Here is a 14,835-nt window from a genome sequence, read left to right as displayed (position 1 = left end):
AAGCCAAATGATCGAAAGAGAGGTTGAACTTATATGAGTTTGCTGGAAAAAGAGCTATCCGAAGTGCTGCAAAAGGTGCAAAATACGAAACCGCTCGTTCATAACATCACGAACGTGGTTGTCACGAATTTTACGGCGAACGGCTTGTACGCGCTTGGCGCGTCGCCGGTCATGGCGTATGCGCCGGAGGAGGTGGCCGATATGGCCAAGATCGCCGGCGCGCTTGTCCTTAACATCGGCACGTTGTCGACGCCGCAGGTGGAGGCGATGATCCTTGCCGGCCAGTCGGCGAACGCCCACGGCGTGCCGGTGCTGCTTGACCCGGTGGGCGCGGGAGCTACCGCCTTCCGGACCGAGTCGGCGCTGAGCATCCTGCGCGAGGTGAAGGTGTCGCTCGTGCGCGGCAACGCGGCGGAGATCGCCCATCTCGTCGGGGAATCCCGCGAGATCAAGGGCGTCGACGCCGGCGACACCGCGAGCGCCGAGGCGGCCGAGCTCGCGGTGCGGGCCGCGCGGGCGCTGAACACGGTCGTGGCGATCACCGGCCGTGAAGATGTCATCACCGACGGGCTGCAGTGCCGGATCGTGAGCGGCGGCGACGCGCTGCTCACCCAGGTGACCGGCACGGGCTGCCTGCTGACGTCGGTGTTGGGGGCTTTCGCCGCGGTGGAGCGCGATCTGCTGCTGGCCGGCACCGCCGGGCTGGCGTTCTATGGCGCTGCCGCGTCCCGCGCCGCCGAGCGGACGGCTTCGGCCGGCCCGGGCAGCTTCCAGATCGCGTTCCTCGACGAACTGGCGAAGCTGCACCCGCACTCGCTCAAAGGGCACGCGGCAGTACGTGAATTTCAGGCGACCGGAGCCGGCGGATGGTGGGTCGGATGAGCCAGATCGCTAGAGCCTTAACGATTGCCGGGTCGGACAGCGGCGGCGGGGCTGGCATCCAGGCCGACCTGAAAACGTTCCAGGAGCTGGGTGTATTCGGGATGTCGGCGATCACCGCCGTGACGGTTCAGAACACGCTGGGCGTGTCCAACGTCTATCCGCTGCCTCCGGAAGCTGCGGCAGAGCAAATCGATGCGGTTGGCTCCGACCTCGGCGTAGATGCGCTAAAGACCGGAATGCTGTTCAGCGCCGAAATCATTGGGGCGGTGGCCGCGCAAATCCGCGCGTTCGGCTGGAACCGGGTCGTTGTCGACCCGGTGATGATCGCCAAAGGCGGAGCTTCCTTGCTCCAGACGGAAGCGGTGCAGGCGTTGCGCTCGCAGCTGCTGCCGCTGGCGTACATCGTAACGCCGAACCTTCCCGAAGCGGAGGTGCTGTCCGGCCTGTCCATCCGCAGCATGGAGGACCGCCGCGAGGCAGCAAAACGGATCTGTGCTTACGGGGCGCAGCAGGTCGTCATCAAAGGAGGGCATGATGCCGCTGCCGGCGAGCAGGTCGTGGATTTGTATTATGACGGCGCGACCTTCAGCGAACTGGTGGAGCGGCGGATCCCTACGTCACAAACGCACGGCACAGGCTGCACGTTCTCGGCCGCTTTGACGGCAGAGCTTGCTAAAGGAACACCGGCCTTCGAGGCGGTGCGAACCGCGCGAGCCTTCATTCAAGCGGCGATTGAGCATGAGCTTGGATTGGGGCAAGGGCACGGCCCGACCAACCATTTTGCCTATCGCCGGCTGCAAGGAGCGTCCCGATGAGCGGCGGGGGCGGAAGCGGACGGATTGCGGCGGATTGGATGCGCAAGCTGCTGCGCACGTATCTGGTCCTTGGCAGCCCGAACTGCCGCGATCATCCGCTCCGCGTATTGGAGGCGGCGTTGGACGGCGGCGTGACGCTGGTGCAGTTCCGCGAGAAAGGACCGGGAGCGCTCACCGGGGAGCCGCTGCGGGCGCTTGCCGTCCAACTGCTGGCCGCATGCCGCCGGCGGGGCGTGCCGTTCCTCGTCAATGACGACGTGGAACTGGCCCTTGCGATCGGTGCCGACGGCGTTCACGTCGGCCAGGAGGACGAGGCGGCCGCGCAGGTCCGCGCCCGGATCGGCGACCGCATTCTCGGCGTCTCCGCGCACACGTTCGCCGAGGCGGAGGCCGCCGTGCGGCATGGCGCCGATTACCTCGGCATCGGGCCGATCTACCCCACGGCCTCGAAGGCGGACGCCAAAGCGCCGCAAGGGCCGGCGATTCTCCGCGAGCTTCGCGACCGCGGGATCACCTTGCCGCTGGTTGGCATCGGCGGCATTACGGCCGAAACAGCCGGCGACGTGATTCGCGCCGGTGCCGATGGCGTTGCCGTGATCTCCGCCATAACCTTGGCGGATGACGTCCGCCAAGCCGCTGCGCAGTTATACGCGACAACGGATGCCGGCACAAGCACAACTTGAGAGCTTCATCATATACGCAATACGCAGACCAGACCCTTGCCCCAGGCAAGGGTCTGGGAATTTGTGGATCATATGGTAAAGGGGATTCGTATTAATTTCGCTTTTGTCATGAATAATGCGTGAACGCATATTTTTTTAATTCCTACTCCTATGGTATAATATCCTCAATGTTTGGCAATGCTGTTAATTTGCTGTCTTGTTGGTATGATATTTTTTAGTTTATGTTACATAGATCACCGCAACTTTTTCGCCCCTGTTCGGTAATAATTTAGGAAAGAATCGAACGGGAAGATGGCCCATGGAAGCGCGAGGAGGATCGCACCTAAATGACGGATTCCCAAATGATTCGCGAAATTAAGGAAGGTAACACGGAACTGTACTCGGAGCTGATGCGAAGGTATCAGCGGAAGATTCTAGCTTTCGTGTATCACATGTTAAAGAGCGCTCATTTAGAGCTGCTTGCTGAAGATTTATGCTCGGAAACGTTCTATAAAGCATTTCGCAGCTTGCATTCCTTTAGAGAGCTGGATGCTTCTTTCTCAACCTGGTTGTATACGATTGCCCGTAACACGGTGCTCAGCGAGCTCCGCAAGCAACGAAACGGTAACGTCCCCTTGGAGGAAAGCGGGATTATTCCCGTAGCCCCAAGCGAAGTCGCCCCGGAGCAAGCGGTATTGCGGAACGAGAAAGTGGGCATGGTGAGAGAAGCAATCAACAATTTGCCGGAGAAGCAAAGGTCAGCTTTGATCTTGCGTGAATACGATCAATTGGATTACCAGGAGATCGCAAACATACTGGGACAAAGCGTCAGCGCCGTGAAGTCGCTATTGTTCCGGGCGCGCAGCAGTGTAAAGAGTCAGCTTGAACCCTACTTTTATGAACCCATCTACGAGCATTACGAAGGGATGAAAAGCAGATGAATTGTAAAGAGGCCCAAGAATTGTTCGGATTGTTACGGGACTTGCCCGAACAACACCCACAGCGGCTAATGCTGGAACAGCATCTTTTGGGCTGCGAGTCTTGCGCGGGCGAATACCAACAATGGGAAGAATGCCTGGACATGCTGCAGTACATACCGATCGAAGTGACAGAAGAGCAAGCGGAAGCGGTCAACCGGCGAGTGATGGACCGGATTTATGCCGAATCGCCTTGGCTGGCTCCCGATGTGAAGCGCGGCGTGACCCGTCGTATTCGGCGGCGGGTGGTGATTTGGGCCGCCAGCTTCCTTGCGATCTTCGTCTTTAGTTTTGGATTCCTGCTGATGGATCATTTTACGACGGACCAGAAAAGTGCCGAGCCGACGACCGGGATTCTCCCGGCCGCCGTTGTGGTAGCGGGATCGGAGTCGGATACGTATGAGGATTTCTCAATCGCCTTAACTAGCGTCTCGCGTGGGATTGTAGAGCCTTTTGCGGTACAAATGGGTCCGGCCTATCCGCAATATTGGATGTACCTGTCCATGGGCGGTATGCTGCTGGCACTCTTTTCCTGGAAAGGGCTGCGCCGAACCAAAAGATAAACTTGGGTCCTAACGCTTCTCCCGCTTTCGGAGCGGGCGGGGCGTTTTTACATCTAAAGGGGGATGATTATGCTCGTTGGGTTGATTCGCCATGGACTTACCGATTGGAACGCAATCGGAAGAATTCAAGGACAAAGCGATATTCCGTTAAACGATGAGGGACGGCGTCAAGCCGAGCTGCTGGGCAGAAGATTGAAGGAGGAAAACGAATACCGCTGGGATTTCGTCCTGACGAGCACGTTGTCACGGGCGCGGGAGACCGGTTCGATCATCGCCGATGCGCTCGGGATTCCGCTATACGATCCGGATCCACGGTTGATGGAACGGTCGTTTGGCAAGGTTGAGGGGCTGACGCTAACAGAAAGGGAAGCCTTATGGGGAAAAGATTGGGATCGCCATGAACTCGGGCAGGAGAAGGATGAGGAGATTCGTCAGCGGGCCTTGTCTTTTATGACCGATTTGGCGGAGCGTTACCCGTCGAATAACATCCTGGTCGTTACCCACGGCGGCCTGTTGGCTCAGTTATACATTGCCTTGTATCAGGAGAGATGCCAGGAGCGCATCGGCAACTTATCGCTCACCATTCTGGAGAAAAACGAGCAATCCTGGGACCTGCGGCTTTATAATTGTACGCGTCATCTGCAGGAAAGCGTCCAGGAACCAAAGTAAATCGGCTTAGGCCGGTTTCTTTTTTTGCCTATTTCATGGAATAATTTTGCTTTCAGGGAATAAACGCCGGAAAACCTTCCCATAATGGGATTAAAACGGCGAGGCGGTAAAACTATGAATCTTGCGGATATGCTCACTTATGCCGATATCGGACAACTTAGCAGAATAGCGGATCATTACCGCTGTGAATGCAACGGGCACTCGAAGCATGAACTGATTCAATCCATCCTGCAGACAGTAGGGCGCCGTGATTTTATCGAGCGCTATATCGGCAGCATGAGTATGGAGGATTTGCGCTTCCTGAACACCCTGCTGTTTGATGGTCGTCGTCAGTTCAGCCTGGAGGAATTGGTTGCCTGTGCACAGGGCTCGCGGTTTACGGAAGATGCGAAGGAACGGGAAAGTCCGCGGGAGATGATCACCCGCTTTCGCCAGCAGGGTTGGCTGTTTAATGGCACCACCCAGCAAACTCGCTATCTGTTTGAGGTTCCGGAGGACTTGAAGCAGCGTTTCCGCGAAGCACTGGAACGCCGGTTTCTTGCCGAGGTGAAGGCGGCCGCCGCCGAACCGCCGATGTACCGGGAGGAGCCGGAGATGTTGTCCGCCGACCTGCTGCTCTTCCTGCAATACGTTTCCCGGCATGACATCCCGCTGAATAGCGAAGGGGTCATGTATCGGAGAAACCAGTCGCAGATCATGGAATCGCTGCACGTCTCCGAGGGGCTGGTTGGCAAAGGGTGGCGTTTCGGGTATGGCCGCCGTTTTAAGGATTATCCCAACCGGTTTGCGCTGCTCTACGACTATGCCTATCATTTCCGTCTCATTCAAGAGAACAACCATCGACTGGAATTGACGGATACGGGAGTGGTCTGCCTGACGGAGGAACGCAAGGAGCCGATGATCCAGTTCGTCCGCTTTTGGTTAAGATTATATAAAGGACCTATACCCAATTTGCTGTCTCTCGTCTACTGGATTGTCTGCTGTTCGAAAGAATGGGTGACGGTCTCCTCGCTGTTCGAACGAGTAGAGCCGCTGATCAAGCCGTTCTTCTACGACTCTCCGGCTTCGATTTTTGAAGAGCGGATCCTGCAGATGATGCTTCATCTCGGGATGGTGCGCTTCGGAGAAGACGAGCAGCGCGAACGATATGTGCAGGCTTCCCCGTTCGGGAAACAAGCGGTTCAGCAAATCCATAAGGGCTAGGCCGGGATCCGCGAATGCCGCTAGGCACAGACATATTCATGAGAATGGGGGCAAACGTCTCCCATATCGGCGAAGATATCGGTGAATATCTTTAAGTATGAGCAGGTTGTGAAGTGACGGAATCTACGAGATGTGTGACGGTATGGAAAAGAATATCTATGTAACGATGGTTTGGAGGTGCATCCTATGGATCAGATGAAGGTTACTTATGAAGCAATGCTTGGATTGGCGGCGGAAATGATATGGGACGAAGCGCTCCGGAAGCATCGCTCGGAACAGATCTACAACGAGATTGACACCGCCTTGGCGAATGGCGACGAGGTTGCCTTCCGGCTCCTGACGGATGAACTGAAAACACTAGAAGAACGCTAAAAGCAAACCGCCCTATCTGTTCACAAGAATACGAACGGATGGGACGGTTTTTTTGTGAGGAGATGAAGGATGGATTTGTCAAGGATCCCTGTTTATAATGGGAAGACATTGATCGAAGAAGGGGATGCAACATGAAATTTAGTGAAATTGAAGCTTCCGCCTGGGAAGAGCTGCGCCCATACCTGGATACCTGCTTGATTCCGGTAACGGGATTATCCGGACAAGAACGCCCGTATGAAGTCACCAAAAAGTTGGAAAGGCTGAGAGATGTCCTCGATTGGGTGGAAATCCCTTTCAAGGGAAGGGTCGTTACGTACCCGTCATACCAATACCAGACGCCGGATATGGCGCAGACCCTAAATGATTTGTGCCGAAATGTCAAGGGCAGTGGATTTGCGTATGCCGTGGTCATCTCTGCAGATTTTGAGTGGGGAGATGGGCAGCTTCCAGAGGCAGATTTAATCGTGACGCCAGGCCGTTTTGCAGCGGATTCCAAGGAGGGAGCTGCGGCACGAGTGAAGGCGGCAGTACAAGAAATGTGGCAAGGCAAATAGCGATGATGATTGTGACAAAATATCGACAATTTCAAGTGGGACAAGCTTTTTGCGGGTCAAAAAAATGTGTCAAATTCTTGACGCTCTTAAAACGCTAATATATTATTAATATGTCTTACGCGATGTTGTGATAATTATCATTGAAACGCACGGAAACAATTGCTTGACAAGGGGGGTTGAAGACATATGAGCAATCAGCATGACCAGCAGGAATCCTCGCACAAACCGCCTATTCGCAAAGAGATGTCCCGTCGGCAATTTCTTACATATACGCTAGGGGGCGCCACAGCATTCATGGTGGGTGGGGTGACGCTTCCTATGGTTCGTTTTGCTGTTGATCCGATTTTGCACAAGAAAGGCGAAGGTACCTTCGTTAAAGTTGTGGAAGTGAGTAAGATTACCAGCGAACCACAGGAATTTTCGTTCGAGCTCAAGCAGCAAGACGGTTGGTACTTAAGTACAGCTTCCCTGACGGCTTGGATTCGCAAAGACGAAAGCGGCAAAATTTATGCGCTTTCACCGATCTGTAAACATTTGGGATGTACGGTCGGTTGGAATAACGACAAGAATTTCCCGAATGAATACCATTGCCCTTGCCACGGTGCGCATTACACCAAGGAAGGCAAGCAGTTGGCGGTGGCGTCGAAGCCGCTGGATGAGTACAAGGTTATGATTAAGGACGACTGGGTTTATCTGGGGGATATCATCCCGAACACCATCGTGAAATAAGGAGGCGTAGATTCGGATGTTTAAAAATGTATACAACTGGATTGACGAACGTCTTGATATCACGCCGATTTGGCGCGATGTGGCCGATCACGAGGTTCCGGAGCACGTGAACCCAGCGCATCACTTCTCCGCGTTTGTGTATTGCTTCGGCGGCTTGACGTTTTTTATTACGGTGATCCAGATCTTATCGGGGATGTTCCTGACCATGTATTACGTTCCCGATATTATTAACGCTTATGCCAGTGTAGAATACCTGCAGACCCAGGTCGCTTTTGGCCAGATTGTCCGCGGGATGCACCACTGGGGAGCAAGCTTGGTTATCGTTATGATGTTTCTACATACGCTTCGCGTTTTCTTTACCGGTTCCTACAAGGCACCACGCGAAATGAACTGGGTAGTCGGCATGCTGATTTTCTTCGTCATGATCGGTCTCGGTTTGACGGGTTACCTGCTGCCATGGGATAACAAAGCTTATTTCGCAACAAAGGTAACGTTGGAAATCGCCAACTCCGTACCGGTGTTGGGTCCGGTTATTAAGGAACTGCTGCAAGGTGGATCGATTGTAGGGGCAGAAACGTTAACTCGCTTCTTTGCCATTCACGTGTTCTTCCTGCCTGCAGTATTGCTGATCCTCTTGGTGGGTCACTTTATCATGATCCGCAGACAAGGCATTTCCGGTCCTCTATAAGAAGCGTGGGGCAAAGCTGATTCTAATGAATTAAATTAAGTTTCGAATGACCTCTATAAGAGAAGGGGGGCAAAAAGGACATGGCTCATCATGACAATTCGAAGGAAAAGGTCGTATACGTCGGCGATTCCCGCGTCCGTAAGGGGAAGGGCTTTATTACGCCTCCGGATTATACGGCGTATCCCGGCAAGTCGGAAGCGTTCATTCCTAACTTTTTGCTGAAGGAATGGATGGTTGGCGTCGTTGTGCTCGTTGGATTCCTGGTGCTGACGATTTCGGAACCGGCTCCGCTGGGCTTCCCGGCCAATCCGACGGCTTCGGTTATCCCGATGCCGGACTGGTACTTCCTGTTCCTGTACCAATATCTGAAATATCCATATGCCTCCGGCGATTACGTCGTGCTTGGTACGATGGGGATTCCGGCTGTGATGTTCGGCGGTCTGCTGCTCGCGCCGTTCTTGGATCGGGGCAAGGAGCGCCGCTTCTATAAGCGTCCGATCGCATCGGCGCTGATGTTTCTTTCGATCGCTGCTGTCGTTTACTTGACGAACTTTGCTTGGACGCATTACCAGAAAGAACTTCAAGCGACAGGTCAAGTACCGGAACATATTCAGCGGGAAGAACAAGCTCGCGAGAATCGGGAGAAGGGCTTGCCCACGTCGAATGCGAACCGTCAGGAAGAGGTCGCGATCGTGGATAAGGACGACCCAGCCATGGAAGTATACAAGAAAGCGACCTGCGTATCGTGCCATGGGGCTGACCTGAAAGGGGCGGCTGGACCATCGCTTCGCGGCGTTGGTGACAAGCATGATAAGGAAGCAATCCTTTCGATTATTAAAGAAGGATACAATGGCAAGATGCCTGCAATGTATGATACTGCGATTAGCGCAGGCTTGACGGATCAAGACATCGACCACTTGGCTGAATGGCTTGCGAAACAAAAAGCAGAACAGTAAAATAAGTAGTAATCTAAAAACCTGATCGTATTGCGATCAGGTTTTTTTAAGCTGTGGTGCTATTTTCGTGGAAAAAGAGGGAGATCGCGCTTGAAACTATCGGATCTGTGGAGCAAGTCTTTTTTATCTTCCCGCTTCATTCTTTGGGCATTGTTCGTATGTAATCTATTGGGGACGGTTTACGGCTATATTTGGTATGATGCGCAGCTGCTAGACACCTGGCGGAACCATCCGAATTGGCAAATCGTGTTCGTTCCGGACAGCCCGACGGCCAGCTTATTCTTTACGTTAAGCTTGCTGTTTTTGTTGTTCCCGGCGACATTGGCTAAATATTACCGCCTCCGAACCCTGATCGAGGGGCTGGCGGTCGTGACGAGTGTGAAATACGGGGTGTGGGCCGTGACGATGATTTTTGCCGGGGCGTATCAGGGCGGGGAGCTGGTGTGGCAGGACTGGATGCTGGTCGCCTCCCATTTGGCGATGGCTGTAGAGGCGATGCTGTTTGTCCGATTGTATAAGTTTGGGACGTTGATGCTGCTTGGGGCCGGTGCCTGGACCCTGCTAAACGATACGGTGGATTATACCTATGAGGTCTATCCCTGGTTACCGGAGACGTTGTGGGATGACGTGTCCGAAGTGGCGATCTTTACCGTCCTCTTGACGGTGGCGAGCATTGCCGCCGGCTGGCTGGCGCTGAAGCAGGCCAAACGCGCCTGAGAGCGGGGTTCTAACGTAGGACAGCCTGCCATACCATGATGGTAGGGAGGGGATGTCCGTGAGAAGAACTTGGTTGAAAGGAGCGGTAGCCGTACTTGCTTTGCTTGCCGCCATGCTGCTATGGAATTCGGTGGTATTCGCTCAGCCGGAGAAGGACGGGACTGAGAGCACGCCAGCAACGTTGAAGGCGGTGGCGCCAGCGATGTCCGAACAGGAACGCAGCGAGCGGCTAAAGCAGCTTGAGTTGGCATCGGAACGGCTATATGAGCATATGCAGCAGGGAAGTACCCAAGAAGCATTGGCTGACATGGAGGCGTTAATTAACGCGCTGGAGGGGGTATCCTTTAAGGGGTTAACCTCGGTGGAGGGCATCCATGCCTTGGCGGAAACGATTATGGACACCAAAGAGACGTTAGTTAAGGTGGATATTCAGCCTGAAGCGTGGGCGCAATCCTCGGCCCGACTGCGGCTGGCGGTCAATAGCCTGCTGCATCCAGATAAGGCCTTATGGCAGCAATATTATAAAGTCATGTCCGATAATTTGCAGCAGATGAAACAGGCGCGTGCAGGCGGAAAACCTGCGGAGCTTCGTAAGGCGTTCCAAGCGTTGCAGGATCATTACGATGTCGTCCGCCCGGCCGCAGTGATTCGTCGCCCGGCCTCAGAGATCAACCGCTTTGAGTCGTGGCTGTCGTATACGGGAGGGCTAAGCAGTGCACCAACCTGGGATGAAACGGCTCTGAAAGGGGCCATCGAGCAAGGAGAAGGCGCATTAAAAGCACTGTTTGGCCGCCGGGGAGACGAGCCCGTATTCCTGCCGGTCACCGGCGTAGACAGCCCGTGGTATTGGAGCGCTCTGATCGGGCTTTGGATCGTGCTTGCCTTGACCTATACGGGAATCCGGAAGTATCGCGCTGACCAAGCCGTAACTGCCGTACGAGCGCAGCGCCGGGCGGAAGAGATGAATCGGTACCGGCTTTAAGCCGTGAATCACACAAAAAGCTTAAGAGGCAGGGATGACCTTAACCCTCTTAAGCTTTTTTGCAGGTTTATGTTTATGTGCCTTTAATCTTCCTTGAACCCTTCCCCGTGTACATCGTGGACGTCATTGATGATAATAAATGCCCGCGGATCCACGGATTTGGCGATCGATTGCAACCGCCGACTTTCCTGCCTCGACACGACGCAGTAGGCCATATGCTTCGCTTGCTTGGAGTAAGCCCCAATGGCCGGAATCAGTGTGACGCCACGATCCATCTCCTTCGTAATGATATCGGCAATCGCGGGGGCATGGTCGCTGATGATCGTAAACGCCTTGGCGGAGTACGCACCCTCTTGAATAAAATCGATCACTTTCGAGGCGATAAATACGGCCACAAGCGTGTACAAAATATTTTCCTTCCTAATATAGAAGAGCGATAACCCGATAATGATGATGTCCAGCGTCAGGATGACCTGCCCCATACTAAACCCGTACTTGCGGCCAAGAATCCGCGCCACGATATCCGATCCTCCGGTTGTGCCGCCGAAACGGAAGACGATGCCAAGTCCTGCCCCCAGCGTCACCCCTGCATACAACGAGACGAGGATATAGTCCGTCTGCGTTTCGAACGGCAAAATCCAGCCCTCATCAATCATCCGTTCAAACAGCCACAGGAAGAGCGTTAATGAGCCGATGCCGACTCCGGTCCAAAGAATGGACCGTCCGCCGAGGATCTTCCAGCCGATCAGAAACAAAGGGATATTTAGCATGAGGTTGGACAGCGAAGGTGAAATGCCAAACGCATAGTTCAGCAGCAGCGTCACGCCTGTAACCCCGCCTTCCATCAGTTGGTTGGGCAGGATAAAATAAAGAAGGCCAAACGCATAAATCGCCGTACCCAGCATGATGGGCAGCAGCGTTTTTAGAAATCCGGTTAATTTGCTCAAAGCCATGAAAAAACCTCACCTGTCCCCAGCGTAATTTATGTTATGTAGCTTACTACCGCCAATTGGATAGATCTTCCTATCCTAGTATACCTTTTTCCGCGCCGATTAAAAAAGGATTTGTTTTCGTCACCTACTTACGATAACATAGGGGAAAACGGGACATAAAGCGGAGGGATTGGCACTTGGATAGGAACAATGAGAAATCTCTCGCGGAAATGCAGCGCGAAGTAGACCGTTATATTTCGCAGTTTAAAGAAGGCTATTTCAGCCCGCTGACGATGCTCGCTCGAATGGCGGAGGAAGTAGGCGAGCTGGCCCGCGAGGTGAACCATACCTTTGGTGAGAAGCCAAAGAAGAAGGATGAACCGGAAAATTCGATCGAGCTGGAATTGGGCGATATCCTGTTTATTACCATATGCTTTGCCAATTCGCTTGGGATTAATCTCACCGAGGCCCATGATAAGGTGATGCATAAGTTTGCGACCCGGGATGCGGATCGATGGACGAAAAAGGACACCGAATAGGGTCATCCTTCATATGCTGTTAGCATGATCATCCCTACAGTAAAGGGGGATAGCATATGAAGGCGGAGGATTATTTACAACGAGCTTACCGCAGCATCTATGAAAACGACTTTGCGCAGGCGATGCACTGGTTCGAGCGAGCGCTGGACGTCCAGCCGGATCACGCGGACATCCATTATCGCTACTCGATTACCTGCGCCCGGAGCGGGCAGCTGGATAAGGCGCTGCAACACGCGCGTCTGGCTGCGGCCTTGGAGCCTGAGCAGGACGAATATAAGCTGCATTGCGATCGTTTGCAGTCCATGGAACTGACGCAAATGGCCAGACGGCAGCTGGAGGCGACCGGCGCCAAGCGGAAAGCGGCAGCCGAGCCGGCAGCCCGCATGTTAAAGCGTGCGGTCGAGCTTGATCCGTTGTCGTTGGATGCGCAGGTTTGGCTGGCGATCGCCTACGGCGAGCTGGAATGCTACGACCTTGCGCTGCAGGCGGTTCGCAATGCATCGGCCCTTCCTTTGGACGCCGGTGCAGCAGGTCAGCTGAAAGAGCTGGAGCAGCGATTGAAGCAGCAAATGAAGCAATCATCCTAGTAGAGAATGTGAGGAGATCGAGATGTCGGAACCGATTAAAGTCGCCGTGGCGGGCGCCGCAGGCAGAATGGGCAGAGAAGTCGTAAAAATGGTGCTCCAGGACCCGGAGCTTCAGCTGGTTGCCGCTGTGAATTTATCAAATGAAGGCATCGATGCCGGAACGCTGGTTGGCCTTCCGGCTTGCGGCGTGCCGATAACCACGAATTTAGAAGAGGCGCTGCGGGAGACGAGCCCGCGAGTGCTTGTAGACTTTACGACACCGCAGTATGCTTATACGAACACCGAACTCGCGATTCGGTACGGCGTTTCGCCGGTTGTAGGGACGACCGGGTTTACGCCGGAGCAAATCGAAGAACTGGACAAGCTGTGCCACGCCCAGGGGATCGGTGGTTTGATCGCTCCGAACTTCTCCATCGGGGCGATTCTGATGATGCGTTTTGCGGCACAGGCGGCGAAATATTTTCCGCATCTGGAAATCATCGAATACCACGGCGACCAGAAGCTGGATGCCCCTTCAGGGACAGCGGTGAAGACGGCTGAGCTGATCGCGCAGAACCGGAAGGAGCTTCGTCAGGGCAACCCGAATGAGGAAGAGACGATTGAAGGCGCACGCGGCGGTTATTATAACGGTTTTCGGATACATAGCGTCCGGTTACCGGGCGTATTTGCACAGCAGGAAGTTGTGTTTGGCGGTTTTGGCCAGACGCTGAAGATTCGTCATGATTCGTATGAGCGTGCCGGTTACATGCCGGGCGTGAATTTGGCCATTAAGAAAGTGATTGACTGCAAGGGCATGATTTACGGGTTCGACCATTTCATGGATGAATAAAGGGGATAAGGCATATGTTAAACATCGCATTTATAGCTCATGACCGTAAGAAAGAAGATATCGTTAATTTCGTCATCGCCTACGAGCATGTATTCAAAGATAAGCGGCTTTATTCCACGGGGACGACCGGAAGGCAAATCATGGAAAATACTTCGCTAAAAATACACCGGTTCCTGTCGGGACCGCTCGGCGGGGATCAGCAAATCGGTGCGTTAATTGCCCAGAACGAGATGGATCTGGTCATCTTCCTGCGCGACCCGTTGATGGCACAGCCCCATGAACCGGACATCACCGCACTGCTGCGCTTGTGCGACGTACACGGGATTCCAGTAGCAACGAATATGGCCACCGCCGAAATTTTGGTACGTGCCTTGGATCGCGGCGACTTCGGTTGGCGCGAACTGGTGGAACAGAATAAACCGGGGTTGACAAAATGAACGGCTTACTGGATATCTTAATCTTTGGGGCACATGCGGACGATGCCGAAATCGGCATGGCCGGCACGATCGCCAAGCATATTGCCGCGGGGTACCGCGTGGGCATTTGCGATTTGACCGAAGCCGAGCTGTCCTCCAATGGCAATCCGGTGCTGCGTAAGCAGGAAGCCGAGGCGGCAGCCGATGTGCTCGGATTAGCCGCTCGCATCAATTTGGGGCTTCCTGACCGTGGGTTAACCGGGTCGGCGGAGCAGCTGGCTGCGGTAACCGAGGTGATTCGTCAGTATGCACCGCGGGTGGTTTTTGCCCCGTATTGGGAGGATCGCCACCCCGATCATATCGATTGCAGCAAGTTGGTGGAGGCTGCGGTCTTCAACGCCAAGCTGCGTCGGTACATGCCGGACAAGCCGGCGGTCGCTGCGCCTGAGCTTTATTTTTATTTCATTAATGATTGGGTGACGCCTGATCTGATCGTCGATGTGAGCGCAACCTACGAGCAGAAGGAGCGGGCGCTCCGGTGCTACCGTTCTCAATTCGAGGCCGGTTCGCCGGGCGAAGACATTGCCTTAACCCCGCTGAATCAGGGATATGTGGAACGGGTCAAAGCCCGCGACTCGCTGATTGGTCAGCGTGCCTTGATTCCTTTCGCAGAAGGGTTTATGACGAAAACCGCATATCAGGTTAATCTATTTGGCTCCCATCGCACATAAGCTGAAAGAGGGAACAAACAACAAAGGAGGCC

Annotated in this window: 20 protein-coding genes; 19 read left to right on the top strand and 1 reads right to left on the bottom strand. The window is 54.3% G+C overall.

What is annotated here, in order from left to right; genetic code table 11:
- The first annotated feature begins 33 nt into the window (after positions 1-33).
- The 14 genes from thiM (at position 34) to U9M73_RS07605 (ending at position 10,769) form a co-directional block, all read left to right on the top strand.
- Complete coding sequence (gene thiM, locus U9M73_RS07670) at positions 34-882, top strand: hydroxyethylthiazole kinase (protein WP_260071996.1); 849 nt, start codon at positions 34-36, stop codon at positions 880-882.
- Positions 879-1,697 carry a bifunctional hydroxymethylpyrimidine kinase/phosphomethylpyrimidine kinase gene (gene thiD / locus U9M73_RS07665; RefSeq protein ID WP_009227000.1) on the top strand — a complete coding sequence of 273 codons (819 nt, stop codon included), beginning with the start codon at positions 879-881 and terminating at the stop codon, positions 1,695-1,697. Before thiM ends, thiD begins: the two co-directional genes overlap by 4 nt.
- A gap of 38 nt (positions 1,698-1,735) precedes the next feature.
- Positions 1,736-2,380, top strand: coding sequence for a thiamine phosphate synthase (gene thiE, locus U9M73_RS07660; protein ID WP_269724348.1), 645 nt, complete (start codon positions 1,736-1,738; stop codon positions 2,378-2,380).
- Positions 2,381-2,706: 326 nt separating this feature from the next.
- A complete protein-coding gene (locus tag U9M73_RS07655) occupies positions 2,707-3,300 on the top strand; it encodes an RNA polymerase sigma factor (RefSeq protein ID WP_009226998.1) in 594 nt (197 codons plus the stop codon).
- Positions 3,297-3,899: an anti-sigma factor family protein gene (locus U9M73_RS07650; RefSeq protein ID WP_009226997.1), complete on the top strand. Its 603-nt coding sequence runs from the start codon at positions 3,297-3,299 to the stop codon at positions 3,897-3,899. The genes U9M73_RS07655 and U9M73_RS07650 overlap by 4 nt, the downstream gene beginning before the upstream one ends.
- Before the next feature lie 69 nt (positions 3,900-3,968).
- Positions 3,969-4,568: a histidine phosphatase family protein gene (locus U9M73_RS07645; RefSeq protein ID WP_009226996.1), complete on the top strand. Its 600-nt coding sequence runs from the start codon at positions 3,969-3,971 to the stop codon at positions 4,566-4,568.
- A gap of 114 nt (positions 4,569-4,682) precedes the next feature.
- Positions 4,683-5,771 (top strand): hypothetical protein, encoded by a 1,089-nt coding sequence (locus U9M73_RS07640; RefSeq protein WP_009226995.1) that lies wholly within the window; start codon positions 4,683-4,685, stop codon positions 5,769-5,771.
- Positions 5,772-5,957: 186 nt separating this feature from the next.
- Entirely contained in the window at positions 5,958-6,143 is a 186-nt protein-coding gene (locus U9M73_RS07635) for an IDEAL domain-containing protein (protein ID WP_009226994.1), read from the top strand.
- A 131-nt stretch (positions 6,144-6,274) separates the two neighbouring features.
- Positions 6,275-6,697, top strand: coding sequence for a DUF2487 family protein (locus U9M73_RS07630; RefSeq protein WP_323076717.1), 423 nt, complete (start codon positions 6,275-6,277; stop codon positions 6,695-6,697).
- Positions 6,698-6,883: 186 nt separating this feature from the next.
- Positions 6,884-7,426, top strand: a complete 543-nt coding sequence (locus tag U9M73_RS07625; protein WP_009226992.1) for a Rieske (2Fe-2S) protein — start codon at positions 6,884-6,886, stop codon at positions 7,424-7,426.
- A gap of 16 nt (positions 7,427-7,442) precedes the next feature.
- Positions 7,443-8,114 (top strand): menaquinol-cytochrome c reductase cytochrome b subunit, encoded by a 672-nt coding sequence (qcrB, locus tag U9M73_RS07620; RefSeq protein ID WP_009226991.1) that lies wholly within the window; start codon positions 7,443-7,445, stop codon positions 8,112-8,114.
- Positions 8,115-8,194: 80 nt separating this feature from the next.
- A complete protein-coding gene (locus U9M73_RS07615) occupies positions 8,195-9,070 on the top strand; it encodes a menaquinol-cytochrome c reductase cytochrome b/c subunit (RefSeq protein ID WP_009226990.1) in 876 nt (291 codons plus the stop codon).
- Between the two features lie 90 nt (positions 9,071-9,160).
- A complete protein-coding gene (locus tag U9M73_RS07610) occupies positions 9,161-9,787 on the top strand; it encodes a DUF1405 domain-containing protein (protein ID WP_009226989.1) in 627 nt (208 codons plus the stop codon).
- 58 nt (positions 9,788-9,845) lie between these two features.
- Positions 9,846-10,769: a sporulation protein YpjB gene (locus U9M73_RS07605; RefSeq protein WP_323076715.1), complete on the top strand. Its 924-nt coding sequence runs from the start codon at positions 9,846-9,848 to the stop codon at positions 10,767-10,769.
- A gap of 83 nt (positions 10,770-10,852) precedes the next feature.
- Here U9M73_RS07605 and U9M73_RS07600 read toward each other — a convergent pair whose 3' ends face one another.
- Complete coding sequence (locus U9M73_RS07600) at positions 10,853-11,722, bottom strand: YitT family protein (RefSeq protein WP_009226987.1); 870 nt, start codon at positions 11,720-11,722, stop codon at positions 10,853-10,855.
- A gap of 209 nt (positions 11,723-11,931) precedes the next feature.
- On the opposite strand from U9M73_RS07600, the gene U9M73_RS07595 reads away from it, so the two are divergent.
- From U9M73_RS07595 to bshB1, 5 genes are read left to right on the top strand one after another with little or no spacing between them, the layout of a single operon-like run.
- Positions 11,932-12,240 carry a nucleotide pyrophosphohydrolase gene (locus U9M73_RS07595; RefSeq protein ID WP_036646645.1) on the top strand — a complete coding sequence of 103 codons (309 nt, stop codon included), beginning with the start codon at positions 11,932-11,934 and terminating at the stop codon, positions 12,238-12,240.
- Between the two features lie 56 nt (positions 12,241-12,296).
- A complete protein-coding gene (locus U9M73_RS07590) occupies positions 12,297-12,827 on the top strand; it encodes a tetratricopeptide repeat protein (protein ID WP_009226985.1) in 531 nt (176 codons plus the stop codon).
- Positions 12,828-12,849: 22 nt separating this feature from the next.
- The gene (gene dapB, locus U9M73_RS07585) at positions 12,850-13,656 is read left to right on the top strand and encodes a 4-hydroxy-tetrahydrodipicolinate reductase (protein ID WP_009226984.1); all 807 of its coding nucleotides are present in this window, start codon (positions 12,850-12,852) and stop codon (positions 13,654-13,656) included.
- Positions 13,657-13,670: 14 nt separating this feature from the next.
- Positions 13,671-14,093 (top strand): methylglyoxal synthase, encoded by a 423-nt coding sequence (mgsA, locus tag U9M73_RS07580; protein ID WP_009226983.1) that lies wholly within the window; start codon positions 13,671-13,673, stop codon positions 14,091-14,093.
- Positions 14,090-14,803, top strand: a complete 714-nt coding sequence (gene bshB1 / locus U9M73_RS07575) for a bacillithiol biosynthesis deacetylase BshB1 (protein ID WP_009226982.1) — start codon at positions 14,090-14,092, stop codon at positions 14,801-14,803. The genes mgsA and bshB1 overlap by 4 nt, the downstream gene beginning before the upstream one ends.
- Positions 14,804-14,835: the final 32 nt, after the last annotated feature.

It is taken from the genome of Paenibacillus phoenicis (assembly GCF_034718895.1).
Classification (GTDB): domain Bacteria; phylum Bacillota; class Bacilli; order Paenibacillales; family Paenibacillaceae; genus Fontibacillus; species Fontibacillus phoenicis.
Note: the sequence above shows the minus strand (reverse complement) of the source record. Positions and strands in the feature narration are given on the sequence as shown.

Coding starts and splice junctions, on each gene's coding strand:
- thiM (WP_260071996.1), top strand. CDS start 34: ATGAGTTTGCTGGAAAAAGAGCTATCCGAAGTGCTGCAAAAGGTGCAA.
- thiD (WP_009227000.1), top strand. CDS start 879: ATGAGCCAGATCGCTAGAGCCTTAACGATTGCCGGGTCGGACAGCGGC.
- thiE (WP_269724348.1), top strand. CDS start 1,736: ATGCGCAAGCTGCTGCGCACGTATCTGGTCCTTGGCAGCCCGAACTGC.
- U9M73_RS07655 (WP_009226998.1), top strand. CDS start 2,707: ATGACGGATTCCCAAATGATTCGCGAAATTAAGGAAGGTAACACGGAA.
- U9M73_RS07650 (WP_009226997.1), top strand. CDS start 3,297: ATGAATTGTAAAGAGGCCCAAGAATTGTTCGGATTGTTACGGGACTTG.
- U9M73_RS07645 (WP_009226996.1), top strand. CDS start 3,969: ATGCTCGTTGGGTTGATTCGCCATGGACTTACCGATTGGAACGCAATC.
- U9M73_RS07640 (WP_009226995.1), top strand. CDS start 4,683: ATGAATCTTGCGGATATGCTCACTTATGCCGATATCGGACAACTTAGC.
- U9M73_RS07635 (WP_009226994.1), top strand. CDS start 5,958: ATGGATCAGATGAAGGTTACTTATGAAGCAATGCTTGGATTGGCGGCG.
- U9M73_RS07630 (WP_323076717.1), top strand. CDS start 6,275: ATGAAATTTAGTGAAATTGAAGCTTCCGCCTGGGAAGAGCTGCGCCCA.
- U9M73_RS07625 (WP_009226992.1), top strand. CDS start 6,884: ATGAGCAATCAGCATGACCAGCAGGAATCCTCGCACAAACCGCCTATT.
- qcrB (WP_009226991.1), top strand. CDS start 7,443: ATGTTTAAAAATGTATACAACTGGATTGACGAACGTCTTGATATCACG.
- U9M73_RS07615 (WP_009226990.1), top strand. CDS start 8,195: ATGGCTCATCATGACAATTCGAAGGAAAAGGTCGTATACGTCGGCGAT.
- U9M73_RS07600 (WP_009226987.1), bottom strand. CDS start 11,722: ATGGCTTTGAGCAAATTAACCGGATTTCTAAAAACGCTGCTGCCCATC.
- U9M73_RS07595 (WP_036646645.1), top strand. CDS start 11,932: ATGCAGCGCGAAGTAGACCGTTATATTTCGCAGTTTAAAGAAGGCTAT.
- U9M73_RS07590 (WP_009226985.1), top strand. CDS start 12,297: ATGAAGGCGGAGGATTATTTACAACGAGCTTACCGCAGCATCTATGAA.
- dapB (WP_009226984.1), top strand. CDS start 12,850: ATGTCGGAACCGATTAAAGTCGCCGTGGCGGGCGCCGCAGGCAGAATG.
- mgsA (WP_009226983.1), top strand. CDS start 13,671: ATGTTAAACATCGCATTTATAGCTCATGACCGTAAGAAAGAAGATATC.
- bshB1 (WP_009226982.1), top strand. CDS start 14,090: ATGAACGGCTTACTGGATATCTTAATCTTTGGGGCACATGCGGACGAT.